Origin of the sequence: Methylobacterium sp. J-026, from assembly GCF_022829585.1 — a bacterium.
Lineage (GTDB): Bacteria > Pseudomonadota > Alphaproteobacteria > Rhizobiales > Beijerinckiaceae > Methylobacterium.
This window is the reverse complement of the sequence record NZ_JAKSYC010000294.1, coordinates 1-20,657: the sequence shown is the minus strand read 5'-3', so window position 1 is coordinate 20,657 and position 20,657 is coordinate 1. Positions and strand designations below refer to the sequence as shown.

Below are 20,657 nucleotides of genomic sequence, written 5' to 3'. Positions count from 1 at the left end.
TCCTCCCCGCAAGGGGGAGGAGAGAACGTGTCGGCCAGCAATTGTGCGCATCGTAGCGCTGCGGGGAGGGTGGCCCCTGCGTCAGGAGGGCCCACCCTCCCCCGCAGAGGGGGGAGGGCGAGAAGCCGATCCGTCTGTAAAAACCCTACGCGGCGCGCCAGCGGAGCGCCGGGCTGTTGCCGATGGCGCGGGCGTAGAGGCCGGCGTAGTTGTCGGCGGCCCGATCCCAGCCGTAGCGGGCCGCCATGGCCCGCCGCCGCATGGCGTTGAGGCGCTTCTTCTGGCTGAAGGCCTCCAGCGCCCGGCGGACCGCCGCCCCGAAGGATGCCGCCGAGGGTTCGGCGAAGGTGAAGCCCGTCACCCCATCCTCGACCGTGTCGGCGAGGCCCCCGGTCCGGCGCACGATCGGCAGGGAGCCGAATCGCTGGGCGTACATCTGGGCCAGCCCGCAGGGTTCGAAGCGCGAGGGCATCAGCAGGAAGTCGCTGCCCGCGAACATCCGCCGGGCCTGGGCCTCCTCGAAGCCGACATGGACCCCGACCGCGTCGGGATGGCGCCTGGCGAGGCCGCGCAGGGCCTGCTCGAACCGGCCCTCGCCCTGGCCGATCACCACGAGCTGGCCGCCCTCGGCCACGATCGCCTCGGCGGCCTGCAGGCTCAGGTCGATGCCCTTCTGGTGGACGAGCCGCGACACGATGGCGAAGAGCGGCCCGCGGGAGACCGCCAGCCCGAACTGGTGGCGCACCGCCTCGGCATTGGCGCGCTTGCCCTTCCAGTCGTCGACCTCGAACCGGGTCGCGAGGTGGGGGTCGGTGCTCGGATCCCAGGTCTCGTCGATGCCGTTGAGGATGCCGGCGAGCCGGCCCTGTCCGGCGCGGGTGCGCAGCAGCCCGTCGAGGCCGCAGCCCAGCTCGGGGGTCTGGATCTCGCGGGCGTAGGTCTCGCTCACCGTGGTGACCTGCGAGGCGTAGAAGATCCCCGCCTTGAGGAAGGAGAGCTGGCCGTAGAACTCGGCGCCGTCCACCTGGAAGGCCGAGTCCGGAACGCCGAGGCGGCCCAGGCTGTCCCGGGGGAACAGGCCCTGATAGGCGAGGTTGTGGATCGTCAGCACGCTCGGGATCCGGCGGCCGCGCCAGGCGAGATAGGCCGGGGCGAGCGCCGCCTGCCAATCGTTGAGGTGCAGGAGATCGGCCGCCCAATCGGCGTCGATGCCGGCGGCGATCTCCGCGGCCGCGAGGCTGAGCCGGGCGAAGCGCAGGTCGTTGTCGCCGAAATCGCCGTGGGCGTCGCCGTAGGGCGTGCCGTCGCGCTCGTAGAGGTCGGGCGCCAGCAGCACATAGATCCGCAGCCCGTCCGCCGCCTCGACGAGGCCGAGGTCGCAGGCCGGGACCCCCGCGAAGCCGTCGAGGCGCGCGACCACCGGGATCTCGGGGAACGCGGCCCGGACCTCCCGGTAGCCCGGGATCAGGACGCGGATGTCGTAATGCGGCACCATGGCCCGGGGCAGGGCGGCCGAGACCTCGCCGAGACCACCGGTCTTCACGAAGTCGGCCATCTCGGGGGTTGCGTAGAGGATGCGGCGGCGCAGCGAGGCCGGCCGGGCGGCCGAAGGGACATGAACGGCGCCGTCCCCTTCGCCCGATGGCCGATCGGCGAAGGGATCACCACGGCGCGCATCGAGCATCGGCATTGATCCTGGCCGGGCGGGATGCCCCGGTCTGGCAGACGATCGGGCAGACACGGCTGTCGCGATCTCAACCACGGTCAATGCTCCTCCGTCGCGACGGTTCCGCTGCGACGCACAAAATAGGCCACCGGCTGCGTTAAACTTCGGTTACGCCGCGTGCAATGCGGCATGAGCTGCACCCAGACGGAGTCCCTCCAGCCGCCGACACTTCTATTCGCGGCGCAGGATCACCCCCTCGGCGGCGTCGAGGGCCAGGGCGGCGCGGGCCGCCTCGCCCGTGCGGCCCGGGCGGGTCGAGAGCAGCACGGTCCAGCCGCCGTCGGGCAGCGGCAGGCTCCGGGCCGCGCCGCCGAAGTTCAGGACCATCCGCAGGACCTCGCCGCCGAGGACGCGCTCGTAGGCGAACACCCCCTCGACCCCGAGGGGCACGCCCCGGTAGTCGCCGACCGCGAGCGCCGCGTGGTCGCGGCGCAGGGCCAGCAGCCGCCGGTGCAGGGTCAGCATCGAGGCCGGGTCCGAGCGCTGGGCCTCGACGTTGCGGGTCGCCCAATCCTCCGAGAGGGGCAGCCAGGGCTCGGCGGCGGACGAGCCCGCACAGAAGCCCGCCCGCGGGCTGTCGTCCCACTGCATCGGCGTGCGCTCCGGGTCGCGGCCGTGCCCAGGCTCGTTGCGTTCCCAGGGGTCCCGGGCGCCCCCCGGGGGGATCGGCACGTGGCCGAGCCCGATCTCGTCGCCGTAATAGAGGGTCGGCGTTCCGCGCAGGGTCAGGAGCAGCATCGCGGCGATGCGGGCCTGGGCCTCCCCGACCCGGGCGGCGATGCGCGGCTGGTCGTGGTTGCCGAGCACCCAGTTCGGCCAGCCGCCCGGGGGCAGGGCCGCCTCGTAGCGCGCCACGAGGTCGACCACGGCCTCGGCCCGCCACGGGGTCTGGATCAGCTGGAAGTTGAAGGGCAGGTCGGCCCCGGTCAGGTCCGGGCCGTAATAGGCCACCAGCCGCTCCACCGGCAGGTAGATCTCGCCGATCAGCACGCGCTCACCATAGCCGCGCAGCACCGCCCGCATCCCGGCGATCACGTCGAACACCTCCGGCCGGTCGGCGGAATAGACCTGGAGGAAGCGGGTGATCCCGGGCGCCCCCGGTGCGGCGTCGGGATTGACCGGGTTGTCGCGGAACGCCGGATCCTTCATCAGGTGCCAGATCACGTCGACTCGGAACCCGTCGACCCCGCGCTCCAGCCAGAAGCGGAGCACGGCGTGCATGGCCTCCCGCACCGCGGGGTTGCGCCAGTTCAGGTCCGGCTGCTCCTTGAGGAAGGCGTGGTAGTAATACTGGCCGGTGGCCGGATCCAGCGTCCAGGCCGGGCCGCCGAAATTCGACAGCCAGTTGTTGGGCGGGCCGCCGTCGGGGCCCGGATCACGCCAGATGTACCAGTCGCGCTTCGGGCTCGTGCGCGACGCGCGGCTCTCCGTGAACCACGGATGGGTGATCGCGGAATGATTGGGCACGAAGTCGAGGATCACCCGCAGCTTGCGCCGATGCGCCTCGGCGACGAGCGCGTCGAAGTCGGCGAGCGTGCCGAACAGAGGGTCGATCCCGCAGTAATCGGCGACGTCGTAGCCGAAATCCGCCATGGGCGAGGGGTAGATCGGCGAGATCCACACGGCGTCGACCCCGAGCCAGGCGAGATGGTCGAGGCGCGCCGTGATGCCCGGCAGGTCGCCGACCCCGTCGCCGTTCGTGTCCTGAAAGGAGCGGGGATAGACCTGGTAGACGGTCCCGCGCTTCCACCAGACGGTGTCGGTCATGCTGCGCCTCTCGCGTTGCCGCCCTGAGCAGACTTAGATTGGCGAGCCAGACCGTACGCGACAGGCACGCCATCCTCGCCGAATGGGGCGCGGGTCCCCTCTCCCGTGCGGGAAAGGGACAGGGTGCGGGATGAGAACATTCAGGAAAAGGCTCGGCCTTTACGCGCGTCGATGGCGCGCTCCATCCTGATTCCTCCCGCCCCTCTCACCCCAACCCTCTCCCGCACGGGAGAGGGGGCTCGTTGCGCTTGCCAAACAAGTCGGCGCACGACTGTCATGGACCGTGGGAAGGCCAATCCTGCGTCCGCTCAGATCCTTGGTTGGTCAAAGGTTTTCGTCGCAAAACCAGCAGCTCCTTTTGCGAAACCCGCTCAGGGTCAGCGGCAGACCCCACCGCCCGCGACCGGCAGTGCGGCCTGCCTATCGGACGCGTGTGACTGGAATGTCACGAGGGCGTGCCATATCTCCCGGGCCGTGCCCGTGCGCCGTAAAGGCGCAGCGCTGCCACGACTTCGCCGGAAGCCGGCCGCACACTCGGACGCTTCGGGGCACGGATCGCCCACCCGTTCACGGGGCGGCAATCCACAGAAGAGATAATCCGCCCACGATTGCCCCGGCGCCAAAAGCCGGGGGCCAGACTTTGGGGGACTCGCACGTGTTGAACGATGTTCTGATCCGGCCAGCGCCGCAGGATGCCTCCCGCGAGGAGCGCGCGCCCGAGGCCCCGGCGCCCGTGTCTTGGACCGCCCCGGCCCTGTCCGCAAGCGGCGACGCGGTGGTGGACCTGCGGGAGGCGATTCGCGCCAAGCTCACCTTCGCGCTGGGCCGGACGCCCGAGGCGGCCCGCCCGCGCGACTGGTTCGCGGCGACCGCTTTGGCCCTGCGCGACCGGATCGTGGCGGCCTGCATGGCCGCCGAACGCCGGGTGCCGAACAAGCGGGTCTACTACCTGTCGCTGGAATTCCTGATCGGCCGGCTGATGTCGGACGCGCTGAACAACCTCGGCCTCACCGAGACCACCCGGTCCGCGCTCCGGGAACTCGGGGTCGATCTCGACGCCGTGGAGGAGGCCGAGCCCGACGCGGCGCTCGGCAATGGCGGCCTGGGGCGGCTGGCCGCCTGCTTCATGGAGAGCATGGCCAGCCTCGGCATCCCGGCCATGGGCTACGGCATCCGCTACGACCACGGCCTGTTCCGGCAATCCTTCGAGGACGGCTGGCAGCGCGAGGCGCCGGAGACCTGGCTCGCCGAGGGCAATCCCTGGGAATTCGCCCGGCCCGAGGCGACCTACGCGATCGGCTTCGGCGGCACGGTCACGATGTCCTCGCAGGCCGAGGGCGTGATCCGGCGCCACTGGCAGCCGGCCGAGACCGTGCGGGCGGTGGCCCACGACGTGCCGGTGGTCGGCTGGCGCGGGCGCCACGTCAACGCGCTGCGCCTGTGGAAGGCCGAGGCCGGCGAGCCCGTCGACCTCGCCTTGTTCAACGGCGGCGACCATGTCGGGGCGGTGGCGGCGCGGATGCGCGCGGAGGCGATCTCCCGGGTGCTCTATCCGAGCGATTCCTCCGCCGCGGGCCAGGAGCTGCGCCTGCGCCAGGAATACTTCTTCACCGCGGCCTCCCTCCAGGACCTCGTGGCCCGCCACGTGGCCGAGCGCGGCGACGTCCGGTCCCTGCCCGATCACGCGGCGATCCAGCTCAACGACACGCACCCGGCCATCGCGGTGCCGGAGCTGATGCGCCTCCTCCTGGACGTGTACGGCCTGTCCTGGGAGGATGCCTGGCACGTCACCACCAACACGCTGCACTACACCAACCACACCCTCCTGCCCGAGGCGCTGGAGACCTGGCCGGTGGAGCTGATGGAGCGGCTGCTGCCGCGCCACATGCAGATCATCTACCTGATCAACTGGATGCATCTGGAGGAGCAGGCCAAGCACGGCCGGCAGGGCGCCGAGACCGACGAGGCCGCCTACCTCGCCTCGATCTCGCTGATCGACGAATCGCACGGCCGCCGGGTGCGGATGGGGCACCTCGCGTTCCACGGCGCCCGCCGGGTCAACGGCGTCTCGGCGCTGCACACGGACCTGATGCGCTCCACGGTCTTCGCCGACCTGCACGCCCTGGATCCGGACAAGATCGTCAACAAGACCAACGGCATCACCTTCCGCCGCTGGTTCCACAACGCCAATCCGGGCCTCACCCGGCTCGCCGTGGAGACCGTGGGGGCGGGCGTCCTCGACGATCCGGAGCTGCTGCGCGGCCTCGAGGCCCATGCCGAGGATCCGGCCTTCGTGGCGCGCTACGCCGCCGTGCGCCGGCAGCGCAAGGAGGCGCTGTCCGCCCTCGTCGCCGCGCGCACCGGGATCGACATCGATCCGGACGCGCTGTTCGACGTCCAGGTCAAGCGCATCCACGAGTACAAGCGCCAGCTCCTCAACGTGGTCGAGACGGTGGCGCTCTACCAGGCGATCAAGGCCGAGCCGCACCGGGACTGGACGCCGCGGGTGAAGATTTTCGCCGGCAAGGCGGCCCCGAGCTACGTGCAGGCCAAGCTGATCATCAAGCTCGCCTGCGACGTCGCCAAGGCGGTGAACGACGATCCCGAGGTCGCGGGCCGGCTGAAGGTGGTGTTCCTGCCGAACTATTCGGTGAGCCTGGCCGAGGCGATCATCCCGGCCGCCGACCTGTCCGAGCAGATCTCCACCGCCGGCATGGAGGCCTCCGGCACCGGCAACATGAAGTTCGCCCTCAACGGCGCGCTCACGGTGGGGACGCTCGACGGCGCCAACATCGAGATCCGCGACCATGTCGGGGCGGAGAACATCTTCATCTTCGGCCTGGAGGCCGACGGGGTGCGGGACCGGCTGGCCGTGCCGGACCATGCGGCGCGGGCGATCCAGGCCTCGCCGCGGCTGGCGGCGGCGCTAGACATGATCGCCGCGGGGCGGTTCTCCCCGGAGGAGCCGGGCCGGTTCCGCCCGCTCACCGACGACCTGCGCCGCCGCGACCAGTACCTGCTCACCGCCGATTTCGACGATTACTGGCGGGTGCAGCGGTCGATCGACGCCGCGTGGCGCGATCCCCGCGGCTGGTGGGCGAAGGCGATCCGCAATACCGCCCGCATGGCGTGGTTCTCCTCCGACCGGGCGATGCGCGAGTACGCCGCGGAGATCTGGCGGGTCCGGCTCGGCTGACCGGCCCGGGATCACGGATCCGGCACGTCCGCGAGCCGCCCGCGGCTGCCGGGGCCTCACGCTGTGGCCCATGGCGGCGAGCCCGCCCATCGTCGCGACGCGCGCCGTGGGAGCGGACGCCGCCTGGCCGCGGGGAGCCACCGTCGCGGCCGGCATCCCGTGGAACGCCAAGGGCGGCGGGCGCGGCGGGTGGCTGAAGCCGGCGGTGATCGACCCGGCCTCCCCGGCGGCGACCCGGGGTTCGGCGCAGGACACGCGAAGGCAGGCTCCAGGACGCTGGATCGAATTCAATTGTCGTGACGGCTATTCAATAGATTCCGACCGCACCGAGCCGACATCGGCCACGAAAACTGTGGGCCGGCGCCTCAAAGGCCAAGGTTAAAACACAATTCGGGCCTGCCATGGCGCCCTGCCACGGGAGCGCCCATGACGATCCTCGATCCGACGACCGGCGAGCTGGTCACCATCCCCATACCGCGGCCCCGTCCCCGGCCCGATCCCCGCTGACGGGGGAGCCCGGCCCCATGGCGCATCCGATCGATCCAGGGATTGGCCGCCGGACGGCGCGCGCCGAAGGCGGCCGGATCCGGGGCCGGATCCGCACGGTGCCGCCGGGCTTGCTGCTGGTCGGCACGGTCCCGGGGACGAGCGGCACGCCGAGCGCCGCCGACCTGATCGCCCTGGCCCGGGCGGCGCGCCGGGACGAAGCAGACCGGAACGCCCGAGAGCGTCCGGAGCAGGGTTGAGGCGGTCCGGCTCCGGCGGCGCGCTGAACCGACACGGACGAGATCGCGCCGCGCGTCACGGGATCCGGGTCAGGATCCGCGGTGTCGCCGGGACTGGGGAAGGGGCCGGCGCGCCGCTCAGCAGCCGGAGCAGATCGGCTTGGCGGCGCGGCGGCCATCCTGCTCCAGGCGGTCCATCACCACCTCCCGGTTGTAGGTCGGCGCGGCGGCCTTGGCGGCCGGACGGTCCGCGGCGAGCGCCCCCGTCTCCGCAACGCTCGCGTGCACGAGCGCCCGGTCCATGAAGAGCGGCCTGGTCAGCTCCGCGGGGCGCATGACCGTCCAGGACAGCCGCGCCCGCGCCGAGGCCTCCAGGACATCCGTGGGGTTCACACCCTGTCCTCCACCCGTCGCGACACCGCGTCCCAGACCCGCACCCGGGATGCGGATGGCCGGCAAAGCCGCCTCCGGAACCGCCGTCACGGCGAGACTTGTCGCAGCGAGACTCGTCGCGGCGGGGCTCGTCACGGTCCGCGCGAGCTCGTGGGCCGGCGCGACCGGCGGAAGGGAACTGTACGCGGTGGGCACGCTCGGCAAACGCGAACAGGCACTTGCCAGGAGCACGATGAGTCCTAGAACCGCGATCCGCGACACCATATTGCCACCCGAAAGCAATACTCAGCCCTTCTGGCCAAGCTTGATCCCGGTGATATACGAGCCAGTAGGCAGTGTCCAATGACGGCCAAGGCTGATCCCCCCCGACGGGATCCGTGCCGGGCTGTGGCTTTCGCGCCGGGGCGCGGACCCGACCAGGGCGGCCGCGCTCTGCAGGGCGGCCAGCCCCGTCATCGGCCCGGTCACCCCCGCGCTGCCGGGGGTCTGGAACAGGGTCACGACCCGGAACGGCGTCACGATGGATGCAACGCCCGCCATGGCCCGGGTCCGCGCCGCCGGGCTTCCGGAGACCCGCTTCATGATACGGGCCGGGCTCGCCCGAGTCTCGCACCCTGGCCGGCGCCCGGGCGCGTCGTGGCGGCGGCCACGGCGTTCCCTCGGCAGCCCGCCGTGACGGGACGGGCCCCGATTCAACGCGGCGGTGCCGCGGGACATGCGCCAGATACGCAGCGCCGCGCATGCCGACGCGGCGTTAACGGAGGACGATGATGAGCACACGACGCGACTTCCTGCACCTCTCGGCGGCCGCGACGGCGGCCGGCGTCCTGGCGGCGCCTGCCGCCGCGCAGGCGCCCGACGCCGGCCCGGGACGACCGATCCCGCCCGCGGGCGGGAGCCAGGGGGCGCTGCGCCTCGCCACGTTCGTCCCCGAGGCGGGCGGCACGCCCCGGCTCGGCGCCGTGCGACCGGACGGCCGCATCGTCGATCTGTCCCGCGTCCCGGATCTCGGCTTCGACGCGGCGCGGATGGTCGCGCTCATCGAGGCCGGTCCGGCGGCGCTGGAGCGCGTCCGCCGGGTAGCCGCGTCAGGCGACGGCCAGTCGGTCGAGACCGTGCGGCTCCTCGCCCCGATCCCGGCGCCGACGCGCAACATCTACGCGGTCGGCTGGAACTACCTGGAGCACTTCGCCGAGGGTCAGGCGGTCCGCGGCACCCATGCCGAATACCCGGCCCATCCGGTGTTCTTCACCAAGGGCGTCAACACGGTGAACGGGCCCTACGACCCGATTCCCTACGATCCGACCGTCTCGACCGCCATCGACTGGGAGGTGGAGCTCGCCGTGGTCATCGGCACGGGCGGGCGCAACATCGCGGAATCCGACGCGATGGGCCACGTCTTCGGCTACAGCGTCATCAACGACACCACCGCCCGCGACATGCAGATCAAGCTCCACGGCGGCCAGTGGTTCAAGGGCAAGAGCCTCGACGGCCACGGGCCGATCGGCCCGTGGATCGTCCCCGCGGCGGATCTCGACCCCGCCGACCTCCGGCTCCAGACCCGGGTCAACGGGGTGATCAAGCAGGATGCCTCGACCCAGCAGATGTACTTCAAGGTCGCCCGGATCATCGCCGAGCTCTCGCGCGGCCTCACCCTGGTCCCGGGCGACATCATCGCCACCGGCACGCCGCCCGGCATCGGCAACGCCCGCAAGCCGCCGGAATTCCTCAAGCCCGGCGACGTGATGGAGACCGAGGTCGCGGGCATCGGCACCCTGCGCAACGTGATCCAGGCGGTGCCGAGCTAGGGCCGTCCCCGGATTCCAAAGGGCTCGGCCCTTTGGCGGGGCTCGGGGGCGGAGCCCCTGAAGGACCAGGGCTCTGACCCGGACCCGCAGCAGGGCTCGCCCATATGAAACCGGATTCTCAGCCGCGCAGCTGCGCCACGAAGGCGCGGATGAACGGTGGCAGCCCGTCGAGGTCGCGCAGGCACAGGGTCAGGTCGCGTCGCGCCCAGGGGTCGGCCAGCGGCACCACCGCGAGGGCGAGGCCCTGCGCGGCGCGAGCGGCCGCGCTCTCGGGCAGGATGGCCAGGCCGACCCGGGCCTCCACGAGGCGGCAGACGGCGTCGAAGTCGCGCAGCTGCACCCGTAGGCGCATCGGGCGGCCCTCCCGGGCAGCCTGGGCGACCAGGAACCGGCTGATGGCGCTGCGCCGGTCGAGGCCGACGAGGTCGTGACCGAGCACCTCGGCGAAGGGGATCGCCCCGCGCCCCGCCACGGGATGGTCCCGGGCGGCGACCAGCACGAACCGGTCCTCCCGGAACGGGAAGGTCCGGAGCGAGCCGGTATCCACCGTGCCGGACAGGATGCCGAGATCGGCCACCCCCTCGGCCACCAACCCGACGATCTCCTCGGAGGTGCGCTCGTCGACCTCGACGCCGATCCCGGGGTGATCGGCCAGGAAGGCCGAGAGCGCGTCCGGCAGGAACTCGGTCAGCGCGTTGGTGTTGGCCAGCACCCGGATCTGGCCGATGGCCCCGCCCGAGAAGGCCGACATCTCCTCGCGCAGGCGCTCCACCCCGGCCAGGACCTCCCGGGCGTGGACGAGGAGCGCGCGCCCGGCCGGGGTCGGGCTCACGCCCTGGCGCCCCCGGGTGAGGAGGGCGGCCCCGAGGGAGTCCTCCATCAGCCGGATCCGCGTGGAGGCCGCCGCCAGGGCGAGGTTCGCCCGCGCCGCCCCATGGGTGATCGAGCCGGCCTCGACCACGTGCCGGAACAGGCCGAGATCGATGAGATCGAACCGCATCATCGTCCCGGCGCCCTCCGTCCACCCGCCGCGTCGCGCCGTCCGACGACGGTAGCGTCGGCCCGGCCGCGTGTCAGCGCGCCCGGGCCGACGCGGCACCCGGGGCACCCGAAGACGGGGTGGCCCGGCCCGGAGCAATTCTATTGATGGCTATGCACCCAAATCAGTACAGTAGATGCAGCTATCGGCGACTCTTAACATCGATAAATCTGGTACAAACACGTCAAAAAATACCATTCCAGGCCAAATATAGATATTTCTATGCAACAATCGAGGCTTATATTTCTTAAGATCGAAATCATTATTCACTGGTCATTAACTCAGACAGTCCAATGATCTCCGACACGGTCTGGATCATCTGAATCGATGGCAAAACGATCCCTGGCGCCTGTCACCGAAGCGAACACGGCCCACCGGTCCGGGCGTCCGCGGGCGCCCGCCACATGCTCCGAGAGCCCGTGATGGACGCGCTTCTGGTTGACGACAGCGCGACCATGCGCCTGCGGCTGCGCCGGCTGCTGGAGGCCAAGCCCGATGTGAACGTGACCGACTACGCCGATCCGGCGACGGCCCTCGTCGAGGCCCAGATGAAGGCCTTCGACCTCGTCCTGGTGGATTGCCACTCGCCCGCCATGGACGGGATCGCCTTCATCCGGTGCATGCGGACGATCCCGCACTACGCGCAGGTGCCCATGGTGATGATCACCAACGACATCTCCGAAGCGGTGCGGCTCGCCGCCCTGGAGGCGGGGGCGTCCGATTTCCTCGACACGTCTATGCAGGGCGTCGAGATGACCGTGCGGCTGCGCAACGTGATCCGCCTCGCCAAGGCCGTGCGGCGGCTGGCCGAACAGGCGGCCTGGCTCGACGGCGAGGTCGAGGCGGCCCTGCGCCACATGCGCGAGCGCGAGGAGGAGATCATCTTCCGCCTGGCCCTGGCGGTCGAGTACCGCGACAACGACACCGGGGACCACACGTGGCGGGTCGCCCGCTACAGCCAGATCGTGGCCGAGGGGCTCGGGCTCGCCCCGGATTTCTGCCGCAGCCTCTATCTCGCGGCGCCGCTGCACGATGTCGGCAAGGTGGGCATTCCGGACGGCATCCTGCTGAAGCCCGGCCGGCTCGACCCGGACGAGTTCGCCCTGATCAAGACGCATGCGACCATCGGCAAGCGCATCCTGGGGGGGAGCGCGTCCGAGCTGATCCGGCTCGCCGCCGAGATCGCCGAGGCGCATCACGAGAAATGGGACGGCAGCGGCTATCCGAACGGCCTCGCGGGCACGGCGATTCCCCTGGCGGCCCGGATCGTCGCGGTGGCGGACGTGTTCGACGCCCTGACGACGCAGCGGCCCTACAAGGCGGCGATGTCCTTCGAGGCGGCCCTGGCCTGCATCCGCGCCGAGAGCGGGCGCCATTTCGACCCGGCCTGCGTCGCGGCCTTCTGCGCGCGCTGGCCGGACATCGGCGTCGCCGGCGGGCAGGGACAGGCCGAGATCCGGCCGAGTGCCGGACCGGTCACCGAGCCCTGGGCGCGGGTGCCGACCCTGTTCCGCGAGATCGCCGCCGCGGCGCCCGAGCCCGCGGGCTGGCTCGTCCGCAACCCGCACACCCTCGTCGCCCGGGAGGACGGCCCGGTGAAGCCGCCGCCGGTTCCGCCGTTGCGCCGGGAACCCGACGGATCACGGACGGAGCCTCGGCATGACCGCGCGATGGATGACGGTGCCGGCGATCGCGCGGGAGCGTCACAGCTCCCTGGACGCGGCGCAGCGCCTGGTGGACGCGACGGGCTGCCCGAAGGTCGTCCGCACGGACGGCACGGTCGACCTCATCTGACCGCCGCACGGCCTGAGGACGGCCGGCCCGGACGGACGGCCTGACGCGGCGTTCGATCGCCCCCGATCCCCTCTCGCCGGACCGGATTCCGCGTCGGCGCGGGGCGGTCGGGAGCATCATCCCGAAAGGCGGCCTCCGGCTTCCGGAAGAAGAGGATGCGAAATCAAGGACCTACAGCATCGTCGTGGTTCCGATGTCCGGGACGATGCGCTAGCCTCGCGGGATGCGCGTCCTCCACAGCCCCGACTCGGCCCGGCACGATCCCGCGCTCTACATGCGGCGCGGCACGCCGATCCCGCATCCCGAGCAGGCCGCGCGCTACGCGATCCTGCGCGACGCGGCGCTGCAGGGCGGCCACGTCCTGGCGGAGCCGGGCGACCATGGCCTCGGCCCGATTCACGCGGTCCACGATCCCGACTACGTCGCGTTCCTGGCCGAGGCCTGGACGCGCGGGGCGGAGATGCCGGGCATCGCCGACGAGATCCTCACCGGCGCCTTCGCCCGGCCACAGATGCACCGGAAGCCCGCCGGCCTCCTCGGGCTCGCCGGCCTCTACATGGCCGACACCTCGACGCCGATCCGCGCCGGGACATGGCCCGCGGTCTACGGCGCGGCGCAATGCGCCGTCGCGGCCGCCGATGCCGCCCTGGCCCTGGGCCAGGCCTACGCCCTGTGCCGGCCGCCCGGCCACCACGCCTACGCGGAGTCCGCCGGCGGCTTCTGCTTCCTGAACAACAGCGCGATCGCGGCCGCCCGAATGCGCGCCGCCACCGGCGGTCCGGTGGCGATCCTCGACATCGACGTGCATCACGGCAACGGCACGCAGGGGATCTTCTACACGCGCGCCGACATCCTCACGGTCTCGGTGCATGCCGATCCGGCGAACTATTTCCCGTTCTACGCGGGCTATGCCGACGAGACCGGCGCGGGGGCGGGGGCGGGCTTCAACCGCAACCTGCCGCTGCCCGAGGGTTCGGGCGACGGGCCCTGGCTCGCCGCCGTGGAGGCGGGGCTCGCGGCCATCGCCGCGCGGGGCGCCCGCGGGCTCGTGGTGGCGCTCGGCCTCGACGCCGCCGGGGACGACCCGATCGGCGCCCTGAGCGTCACCCGGGCGGGCTTCGCCGGCGCGGCGGCGCGGATCGCCCGGGCCGGGCTGCCCACGGCCCTCGTGCAGGAGGGCGGCTATCTCTGCGCCGCCCTGCCCGAGAACCTCGCGGCGTTCCTGGCGGCCTTCGACGCCGCCCGGACCTGAACCCCGCGCCACCTCCGTGTCGCGGCCCCGTGAACGGACGGGCTACGCCTCGTCGTCCTCGTCCTGGTGCCGGCCCTTGAGCTTGGCGAAGACCGAATCGGCATCGAGCCGCTCCTCGCGCCCGCCATGCTCCTCCGCCTCCTCGGGCTCGGACTCCCGGGCCGTGGAGATTTCCGTGGGCAGGAGCGAGGCCCCGGACTCGGCCGCCACCGCGGCCGGGCGGTCGGCCGCCGCGCGCTGGACCTCGAAGTCGAGGTTGATCTGGGTGGCGAGCCCCAGCGTCACCGGGTCCATCGGCTGGAGCGAGCCCGAATTCCAGTGGGTGCGCTCGCGGATCTGCTGGATGGTCGACTTGGTGGTGCCGACCAGGCGGATGATCTGCGCATCCTTCAACTCGGGGTGGTTGCGCAGCAGCCAGAGGATGGCGTTCGGCCGGTCCTGGCGGCGGGACAAGGGGGTGTAGCGCGGCCCCTTGGTGGTGCGCTTCACCTCCGGCAGCTTCACCTTCGAGACGGCGGGCTTGAGCTTGTAGTGCGGCGCCTTCTGGGCCTTCTCGATCTCGTCGCGGGTGAGCTGGCCGGTGGAGACCGGATCGAGCCCCTTGATGCCGGCCGCGACCTCGCCGTCGGCGATGCCCTTCACCTCCAGCGGGTGCAGCTTGCAGAAATCGGCGATCTGCTCGAAGGCGAGCGAGGTGTTCTCGACCAGCCAGACGGCGGTCGCCTTGGGCATCAGCGGACCCTGGGACATGTCTTCTCGTGCTCCGGCCTGGCGGGACGGGGGCCGGGCATCGGGCCGCGGGCTCCGGATGGTCGATCCGGATGTCCCGTCTCACGCTGTTGAATGGGGATGAGGCACTATAGGCCGGGGCCGGGAGGGGCGCAATCGCGGGTTCGAGGGTTCGGCGGCCGCGGATCGATTAACCGGCGTCCGGAGGCCGGCTACAAACGGGCCGTGAGCCTGACCGACTCACCCGCGAAGGCCGCACGCGGCCGGTTGCGGCCGGGAGTGCAGAGGATGGTCATCTCTCTGGCATGGTCCAGACAGGCAGACGGCGAGTGGAGCTTCCGACTCCGCCTCGCCGTCCACCCGTTTGTCTGGATTTGGCTGACCCGCGTGAGCGGGTGATGCCAGGGACCGGCGGCGGCTACCGCCGGTCCCACTCCCGAACATAGCGCGGCCCGGGCCGCCCAACAACATTCCGGCGCCGGCCGCCGGTCAGCGCGGGCGCACCCCGTCGAGGAACAGGCGCACCGCCGCCTGCCGCCGCCGCTCCTGGGTCTCCGGGTCGGTGGCGATGCCGTAGAGGGACGCCTGGGACGACCGGCCGAGGACGAGGCTGAGGAACAGGTCGGCGGCGATCTCAGGGTCCGCCACCGCGATCCGCCCGCGCCGGGCGAGGGCGTCGAGGAGCTGCGCCACCGCGCGCACGCCGCGCAGCCAGCCCTCCTCGTGGGCGAGGCGGGCAAGCTCGGGGAACTGCAGGGCCTGGGCCACGAGGTTGCGCTTGAGCATCGCCGCCCCCGGCGACTGCCCGTGGGCCAGCAGGGTGCGGCTCAGATCGTGCAGGGTCGCCTCGACATCGTCGGTCCCGGCCTGGGCCGCCTGCGCCTCGGCGGCCGCCGCCAGGGGCGCCAGCCAGGCGGCGATCCGCTCGCGCAGCACCGCCTCGAACAGGGCCCGCTTGTCGCGGTAGCGGGCGTAGACGGTCGGCTTGCTCATCCCGGCGGCCTCGGCCACCGCGTCGATGGAGGTGGCGTCGAAGCCCCGCTCCAGGAACAGGGCCGTCGCCACGGCGATCAGGTGCGCCTCGCGCCGGGTCGCCTCCGCGCGGGTCGGCCGGCCGCCCCGCCGCGGCCCGGCCTCCGCCCCCTCGATCTCCGTGACCGTCACCCGCGATCCTCCTTGCCTGACAGCGTCGTTCGGATTATCAAAACGATACCGTACCGTTTTAATTCTGGCCAGACCTGATGGACGCACGTCGCAGCGACAGCTTCAAGAGCGCCGACCCAGTTGCGGGCGGCACGGCGCCCGTCGCGGGCGGCGCGGCGCCTGTCCCGACCCCCGCGGTGAAGCCGCGGCGCGGCCGGGCGCGGGTCGTCCTGCCCCTGGTCGGGCTGCTCGCCCTCGGCGGGGCGGGGAGCTACGGCTGGCACTGGTGGACCATCGGGCGCTTCCTCGAGACCACCGACGACGCCTATCTGCAGTCCGACAAGGTCACGGTGGCGCCACGCGTCGCCGGCATCGTCGCGGAGGTGATGGTCGGCGACAACCAGCCGGTGAAGGCCGGCGCCGTGATCGCCCGCCTCGACGACCGGTCCTACCGGGTCCAGCTCAAGCAGGCCGAGGCCGAGGTCGAGAAGGACAAGGCGCAGATCCTGGGCGTCGCCTCGGCCATCATCCAGCAGCGGGCGCAGGTCGCCTCGTCGCGGGCCGATCTCGCCAATGCCGAGGCCGCGCTGACCTTCTCGCAGCAGGAATACACCCGCTACCAGAACCTGCTGCAGACCGGCTCGGGCACGGTCCAGCGCCAGCAGCAGGCGGATGCCGACCTGCGCCAGCGCCACGCCGCCCGCGACAAGGCCGCCGCCTCCCTCGACGCGGCGGAGAAGCAGATCGACAGCCTGAAGGCGCTCGAAGCCAGCACCCGGGCGAGCCTCGCCGGAGCGCAGGCCAAGGTCGAGGGGGTGACGCTCGACCTGAGCTACACCACCGTCACCGCCCCGATCGACGGCGTCGCCGGCGACCGGGCGCTGCGGGTCGGCCAGGTCGTCTCGGCCGGCACCGGCCTCCTGACCCTCGTGCCGATGGGCCGGGACATCTACTGCGTGGCGAACTTCAAGGAGACCCAGACCGGCCACATGGTCGAGGGCCAGCGCGTGACGTTCACGGTGGATGCCTTCGGGGACCACGAATTCCAGGGCCGGATCGAGAGCTTCTCCCCGGGCACCGGCGCCCAGTTCGCCCTGCTGCCGCCCGAGAACGCCACCGGCAATTTCACCAAGGTGGTGCAGCGCGTGCCCGTGCGCGTCGCCCTGGACGACACAGATCCGCAGCTCGCCCGCCTGCGTCCCGGCCTCTCGGTCGAGGCCACGGTCCATACGCAAGATCCTATCGAGCAGGTCCAGCCGCGCCAGAGCAAGGCCTCGCCCTCGCTCGTCAGCGAGGCGCTGCCGCAATGAGCGCTGCCGCCGCCGCAGGCATCGCTCCCGCGAAGGCGAGTGCCCGGGACTGGCTCGCCGTGTTCGGCGCGATCCTCGGCGCCTTCACGGCGATCCTCGACATCCAGATCACCAACGCCTCGCTCGCCGACATCCAGGGGGCGCTCGGCGCCTCCACGGAGGAGGGGAGCTGGATCTCCACCGCCTACCTGATGGCCGAGATCATCGTGATCCCGCTCACTGGCTGGCTGTCCTCAGTGATCGGCCTGCGTCGTTACCTCGCGGTGAACACGATGCTGTTCACCGCCTTCTCGCTGGCCTGCGCGCTCTCGACCACCCTGAGCCAGATGATCCTGTTCCGGGCGGGCCAAGGCTTCACCGGCGGCGTGCTGATCCCGACCGCCATCGTGATCGTGCGCACGCGGCTCTCGAAGGCGCAGCAGCCGATCGGCATCGCGCTGTTCGGGCTTACCGCGACCTTCGCGCCCGCCATCGGCCCGACGGTGGGCGGCTGGCTCACCGACAACCTATCCTGGCACTACATCTTCTACCTGAACCTGATCTTCGGACCCGTGGCGGCGGCGATCCAGCTCGGCGCCTTCGACAGCGTTCCCGCGCGCTGGGGCGAGCTGCTCAAGGGCGATTGGATCGGCATCGGCCTGATGGCGACCGGCCTGCCGGCCCTGACCTACGTGCTGGAGGAGGGGCAGCGCAAGGATTGGTTCGGGTCCCAGATCATCGTGAACATGTCGCTGCTAGCGGCGGCCGGCATCACCGGGTTCATCGTCCGCGAACTCACGACCGAGCGCCCGTTCATCAACCTGCGGGTGCTGGCCAACCGCTCGGTCGGCGGCGCCTGCGTGCTGATGACCGTGCTGGGCGCGGTCTCGTTCGGGTCGATCTACATCATCCCGGTCTACTGCGCGCAGATCCAGGGCTACAACGCCCAGCAGATCGGCTACGTGGTGATGTGGTCGGGCCTGCCGCAGCTGATCCTGTTCCCGATGATGCCCCTGCTGATGCGGACCTTCGACGCGCGGCTTCTGGTTGTCACCGGCACGCTGTTCTTCATCGCGAGTTGCTGGATCAACGTCGGGCTGACCCACGATGTCGGGGCCGACCAGCTGATCCTGCCGCAACTGATGCGGGCCATCGGCCAGCCGCTGTTCACCATCCCGCTCTCGCAGCTCTCGACGGCGGGTCTGGGGCCCCGGGATACGGCGGACGCTTCAGCGCTGTCGAACATGATGCGTAACCTCGGTGGCTCGATCGGCATCGCCATGCTGTCGACGATGATCGACCGACGCGAGCACATGCACTTCTCGGTTCTAGCCGAGGCGATCACCGTCAACGGGACCCGAACCCAGGAGCGCCTCGCGGCGCTCGCCGCTGGGATGCACGCCCGCATCACCGACCCGCTTGCCGCCAAGGGCGCGGCGCTGGGCATGCTGGCGCAACAGGTCCGCCGCGAGGCCACCGTCATGGCCTACGCGGACGGCTTCTACCTCGTCGGCGTGAGCCTCGTGCTCAGCCTCGCCGTGATTGCAATCATCAAGAAGCCGCAGCGGTCCTCGGGTCCCGTCGAGGCTCACTGAGACCGCTGCTTCACCAGATCACCCAACAACTTCGAGCGGGTGATAGACGGCCGGTTCGCGCTTCACCCCCTCGCGCGGATCGGCCGTCGCTTTAGTCAACCCAGACGCGATGGCGTCCCTCGCGGCGATAGCGCCCCGAGTTGCAAGGTCGGCTCCAGCTCACTTATCGTCCGGAGGCCGGCCGTTGCAAAACCACCCGTTCCGTTCGCAGGTCATCGTCTGCCGAGCTGCCGAGAAGCGGACCTTCTGAGGGTCGGTAAAGGGTCGTGAACGCTCCACGCGGCGATGCCCGCTTTGATGCATCCGACGCCCAGAAGCGGACCAGCAGCTTCCCATCTGTGGACACCCCCTGGAACGCAAGTGGCTTTTGGTGTGTAGGCACGATGTCGATTGCTGCCATCTGTCCGGTCTCTGCTGCAGCTTTGGGCTGCGGGCCCGTATGGGAGTTCGCGGACCGGAACCAAGTCACCCAAAGCGTGCTCGCTGGCACGGTGGAAAGCACTGGTGGCGGGGACGCACGGACGGGGTCCAAGGCATAGTCAGGGCGCTACGCCAAACCGGGCGAACAGCCCGTCGGGATCGCGCCAAGTAGTGCTGAGCGACGCGATTTGCGGCGTTTGATCCCATCCGGCCAGAGCCACCGCCGACGGTAGTGCACACAGTCCCGCCAGCACCATCAAGCCAGCCATCGATCCGATCAAACGCATGTCCGTCCCCTATGCCGCTACCGGATCATGATCGGCTCGAATAAAGCGCGTCATAGGACGATCTATCAAATGCAATACAACCTGCGTTTCTACCACAGGTAGATTAATCAAATAGATGTGAAAGCTTCGTATTGGTATAAAAAAATTCACACGTATTCTGAATTGTCCGCGCACGTGAGGCCCGATGCCCCACGCCAATCATCCACCCATTGGCTGCGGATGATCCGTGGTCGCAAAGTGATGCCACACGAGGGCCCCTGTGAAGCTTCCCCTGACTTTTGGCATCAGACCGCGCATCCAGGTCATCACCGGCGCTGCTCTGCTCGGCATGAGCGCGTTGGTTGGATTGTCGGCTTGGACTTTGTCGGGCACGCTCTTGGACGCGCGCGAGATCCAGACCCGCGACCTCGTCGAGGCTGCTTCCGGCGTGCTGGCGCACTTCGAGGGCGAGGAGCGAGCCGGGCGTATGTCGCACGAGGCTGCTCAGGCGGCAGCACGGGCCACGATCGCCGACCTCCACTACGCCGATGCCGAGTACTTCTGGATCCAGGACATGCACCCCCGCATGATCCAACATCCCAAGGCTGAGCTGATCGGTCGAGACATCGCCGATGTCGCTGACCCGACCGGCAAGCACCTGTTTGTCGAGATGGTCGCGAAGGTGAAGCGATCAGGCGCCGGGTTCGTGTCCTATCGTTGGCCGAAGCCCGGCGCGACCGAGCCGGTGGCCAAGATCTCCTACGTGCAGGGCTTTGCGCCCTGGGGGTGGATCGTTGGGTCGGGCATCTACACCGATGATACCGCCGCGCAGACCCGGTCGGCGCTGTTCACGCTGATGGTCGGGGCGGGCGGGGCGCTGCTTGTCGTGGGTGGAGTGGCGCTGTCGATCGGGCTCGGCGTCTCGCGCCTGATCCGCCGCATGACCGGGGCGATGACGGCTTTGGCCGGCGGCGACATCTCGGTCGAGGTGCCAGACCGCTCCCGCCGAGACGAGGTCGGGGCGATGGCTGGGGCGGTGCAGGTGTTCAAGAACAACCTGATCCGCACCCGCCAGCTTGAGGCCGAGATGGCTCAGGCCCGGCTGGCCGCCGAGGAGCAGCGCAAGGCGGGGATGCGGCAGATGGCCGACAGCTTCGAGGCGACGGTGGGCGGGATCATCGGCACGGTCTCGGCCTCCGCCACCGAGTTGCAGGCCACTGCCGGCGTGATGAGCGGGACTGCTGCGGAGACAGCGAGCCAGTCGACTGCCGTGGCCGCCGCAGCGGAGGAAGCCGCCTCCAACGTCAACACCGTCGCGGCGGCGGCCGAGGAACTCGGAGCCTCCGTCCAGGAGATTGGACGGCAAGTGGATGGCTCCGCGTCCCTCGCCCGGCAGGCGGTGGACGAGGCTGACCGCACAGGGGCGCTGGTCAACGAACTGAGCGGTACCGTCGAGCAGATCAGCAACGTGGTTGGGTTGATCTCCTCGATCGCCGGGCAGACCAACCTGCTGGC

General features: G+C 70.7%; 14 protein-coding genes and 1 pseudogene. 8 read left to right on the top strand and 7 right to left on the bottom strand.

Translation table 11 applies throughout. The features are described 5' to 3' along the window. Positions 1 to 145: 145 nt before the first annotated feature. Both glgA and MKK69_RS25170 read right to left on the bottom strand, forming a co-directional pair. The gene (gene glgA / locus MKK69_RS25175) at positions 146 to 1,684 is read right to left on the bottom strand and encodes a glycogen synthase GlgA (RefSeq protein WP_243972488.1); all 1,539 of its coding nucleotides are present in this window, start codon (positions 1,682 to 1,684) and stop codon (positions 146 to 148) included. Between the two features lie 213 nt (positions 1,685 to 1,897). Next, a complete protein-coding gene (locus MKK69_RS25170) occupies positions 1,898 to 3,493 on the bottom strand; it encodes an alpha-amylase family glycosyl hydrolase (RefSeq protein WP_243972486.1) in 1,596 nt (531 codons plus the stop codon). A gap of 655 nt (positions 3,494 to 4,148) precedes the next feature. On the opposite strand from MKK69_RS25170, the gene MKK69_RS25165 reads away from it, so the two are divergent. Both MKK69_RS25165 and MKK69_RS25160 read left to right on the top strand, forming a co-directional pair. Next, complete coding sequence (locus tag MKK69_RS25165; RefSeq protein WP_409564879.1) at positions 4,149 to 6,689, top strand: glycogen/starch/alpha-glucan phosphorylase; 2,541 nt, start codon at positions 4,149 to 4,151, stop codon at positions 6,687 to 6,689. A 524-nt stretch (positions 6,690 to 7,213) separates the two neighbouring features. Next, a complete protein-coding gene (locus MKK69_RS25160) occupies positions 7,214 to 7,435 on the top strand; it encodes a hypothetical protein (protein ID WP_243972484.1) in 222 nt (73 codons plus the stop codon). A 117-nt stretch (positions 7,436 to 7,552) separates the two neighbouring features. Here MKK69_RS25160 and MKK69_RS25155 read toward each other — a convergent pair whose 3' ends face one another. Then, entirely contained in the window at positions 7,553 to 7,807 is a 255-nt protein-coding gene (locus MKK69_RS25155; protein WP_243972482.1) for a hypothetical protein, read from the bottom strand. Positions 7,808 to 8,092: 285 nt separating this feature from the next. Next, positions 8,093 to 8,347, bottom strand: coding sequence for a hypothetical protein (locus MKK69_RS25150; RefSeq protein WP_243972481.1), 255 nt, complete (start codon positions 8,345 to 8,347; stop codon positions 8,093 to 8,095). A 227-nt stretch (positions 8,348 to 8,574) separates the two neighbouring features. Between MKK69_RS25150 and MKK69_RS25145 the strand changes: the two genes are divergently transcribed. After that, positions 8,575 to 9,615 carry a fumarylacetoacetate hydrolase family protein gene (locus MKK69_RS25145; RefSeq protein WP_243972480.1) on the top strand — a complete coding sequence of 347 codons (1,041 nt, stop codon included), beginning with the start codon at positions 8,575 to 8,577 and terminating at the stop codon, positions 9,613 to 9,615. Between the two features lie 118 nt (positions 9,616 to 9,733). Here the strand turns inward: MKK69_RS25145 and MKK69_RS25140 are convergent, their stop codons facing one another. Continuing rightward, entirely contained in the window at positions 9,734 to 10,618 is an 885-nt protein-coding gene (locus MKK69_RS25140; protein WP_243972479.1) for a LysR substrate-binding domain-containing protein, read from the bottom strand. 458 nt (positions 10,619 to 11,076) lie between these two features. On the opposite strand from MKK69_RS25140, the pseudogene MKK69_RS25135 reads away from it, so the two are divergent. Continuing rightward, positions 11,077 to 12,177, top strand: a pseudogene (locus tag MKK69_RS25135) (HD domain-containing phosphohydrolase); the annotation flags it as partial. 494 nt (positions 12,178 to 12,671) lie between these two features. Further along, on the top strand, positions 12,672 to 13,700 hold the full coding sequence (locus MKK69_RS25130) for a histone deacetylase family protein (protein WP_243972473.1): 1,029 nt from the start codon (positions 12,672 to 12,674) through the stop codon (positions 13,698 to 13,700). A 42-nt stretch (positions 13,701 to 13,742) separates the two neighbouring features. On the opposite strand, the gene MKK69_RS25125 is transcribed toward MKK69_RS25130, so the two are convergent. Together MKK69_RS25125 and MKK69_RS25120 are read right to left on the bottom strand one after the other, a co-directional pair. After that, positions 13,743 to 14,450 (bottom strand): DUF1013 domain-containing protein, encoded by a 708-nt coding sequence (locus MKK69_RS25125; RefSeq protein WP_243972471.1) that lies wholly within the window; start codon positions 14,448 to 14,450, stop codon positions 13,743 to 13,745. A 468-nt stretch (positions 14,451 to 14,918) separates the two neighbouring features. Continuing rightward, on the bottom strand, positions 14,919 to 15,593 hold the full coding sequence (locus MKK69_RS25120) for a TetR/AcrR family transcriptional regulator (RefSeq protein WP_243972469.1): 675 nt from the start codon (positions 15,591 to 15,593) through the stop codon (positions 14,919 to 14,921). 77 nt (positions 15,594 to 15,670) lie between these two features. Here MKK69_RS25120 and MKK69_RS25115 point away from each other — a divergent pair, with 77 nt between their 5' ends. The 3 genes from MKK69_RS25115 to MKK69_RS25105 form a co-directional block, all read left to right on the top strand. Beyond that, positions 15,671 to 16,882, top strand: coding sequence for an HlyD family secretion protein (locus tag MKK69_RS25115; RefSeq protein ID WP_243972467.1), 1,212 nt, complete (start codon positions 15,671 to 15,673; stop codon positions 16,880 to 16,882). Beyond that, the gene (locus tag MKK69_RS25110) at positions 16,879 to 18,456 is read left to right on the top strand and encodes a DHA2 family efflux MFS transporter permease subunit (RefSeq protein ID WP_243972465.1); all 1,578 of its coding nucleotides are present in this window, start codon (positions 16,879 to 16,881) and stop codon (positions 18,454 to 18,456) included. Before MKK69_RS25115 ends, MKK69_RS25110 begins: the two co-directional genes overlap by 4 nt. A 966-nt stretch (positions 18,457 to 19,422) precedes the next feature. After that, positions 19,423 to 20,657, top strand: a 1,235-nt coding sequence (locus MKK69_RS25105; RefSeq protein WP_243972458.1) for a cache domain-containing protein, incomplete at its 3' end; no start/stop codon positions are given.

Coding starts and splice junctions, on each gene's coding strand:
- MKK69_RS25115 (WP_243972467.1), top strand. CDS start 15,671: ATGGACGCACGTCGCAGCGACAGCTTCAAGAGCGCCGACCCAGTTGCG.
- MKK69_RS25140 (WP_243972479.1), bottom strand. CDS start 10,618: ATGATGCGGTTCGATCTCATCGATCTCGGCCTGTTCCGGCACGTGGTC.
- MKK69_RS25130 (WP_243972473.1), top strand. CDS start 12,672: ATGCGCGTCCTCCACAGCCCCGACTCGGCCCGGCACGATCCCGCGCTC.
- MKK69_RS25145 (WP_243972480.1), top strand. CDS start 8,575: ATGATGAGCACACGACGCGACTTCCTGCACCTCTCGGCGGCCGCGACG.
- MKK69_RS25125 (WP_243972471.1), bottom strand. CDS start 14,450: ATGTCCCAGGGTCCGCTGATGCCCAAGGCGACCGCCGTCTGGCTGGTC.
- MKK69_RS25170 (WP_243972486.1), bottom strand. CDS start 3,493: ATGACCGACACCGTCTGGTGGAAGCGCGGGACCGTCTACCAGGTCTAT.
- MKK69_RS25150 (WP_243972481.1), bottom strand. CDS start 8,347: ATGGCGGGCGTTGCATCCATCGTGACGCCGTTCCGGGTCGTGACCCTG.
- MKK69_RS25110 (WP_243972465.1), top strand. CDS start 16,879: ATGAGCGCTGCCGCCGCCGCAGGCATCGCTCCCGCGAAGGCGAGTGCC.
- MKK69_RS25160 (WP_243972484.1), top strand. CDS start 7,214: ATGGCGCATCCGATCGATCCAGGGATTGGCCGCCGGACGGCGCGCGCC.
- glgA (WP_243972488.1), bottom strand. CDS start 1,684: ATGCTCGATGCGCGCCGTGGTGATCCCTTCGCCGATCGGCCATCGGGC.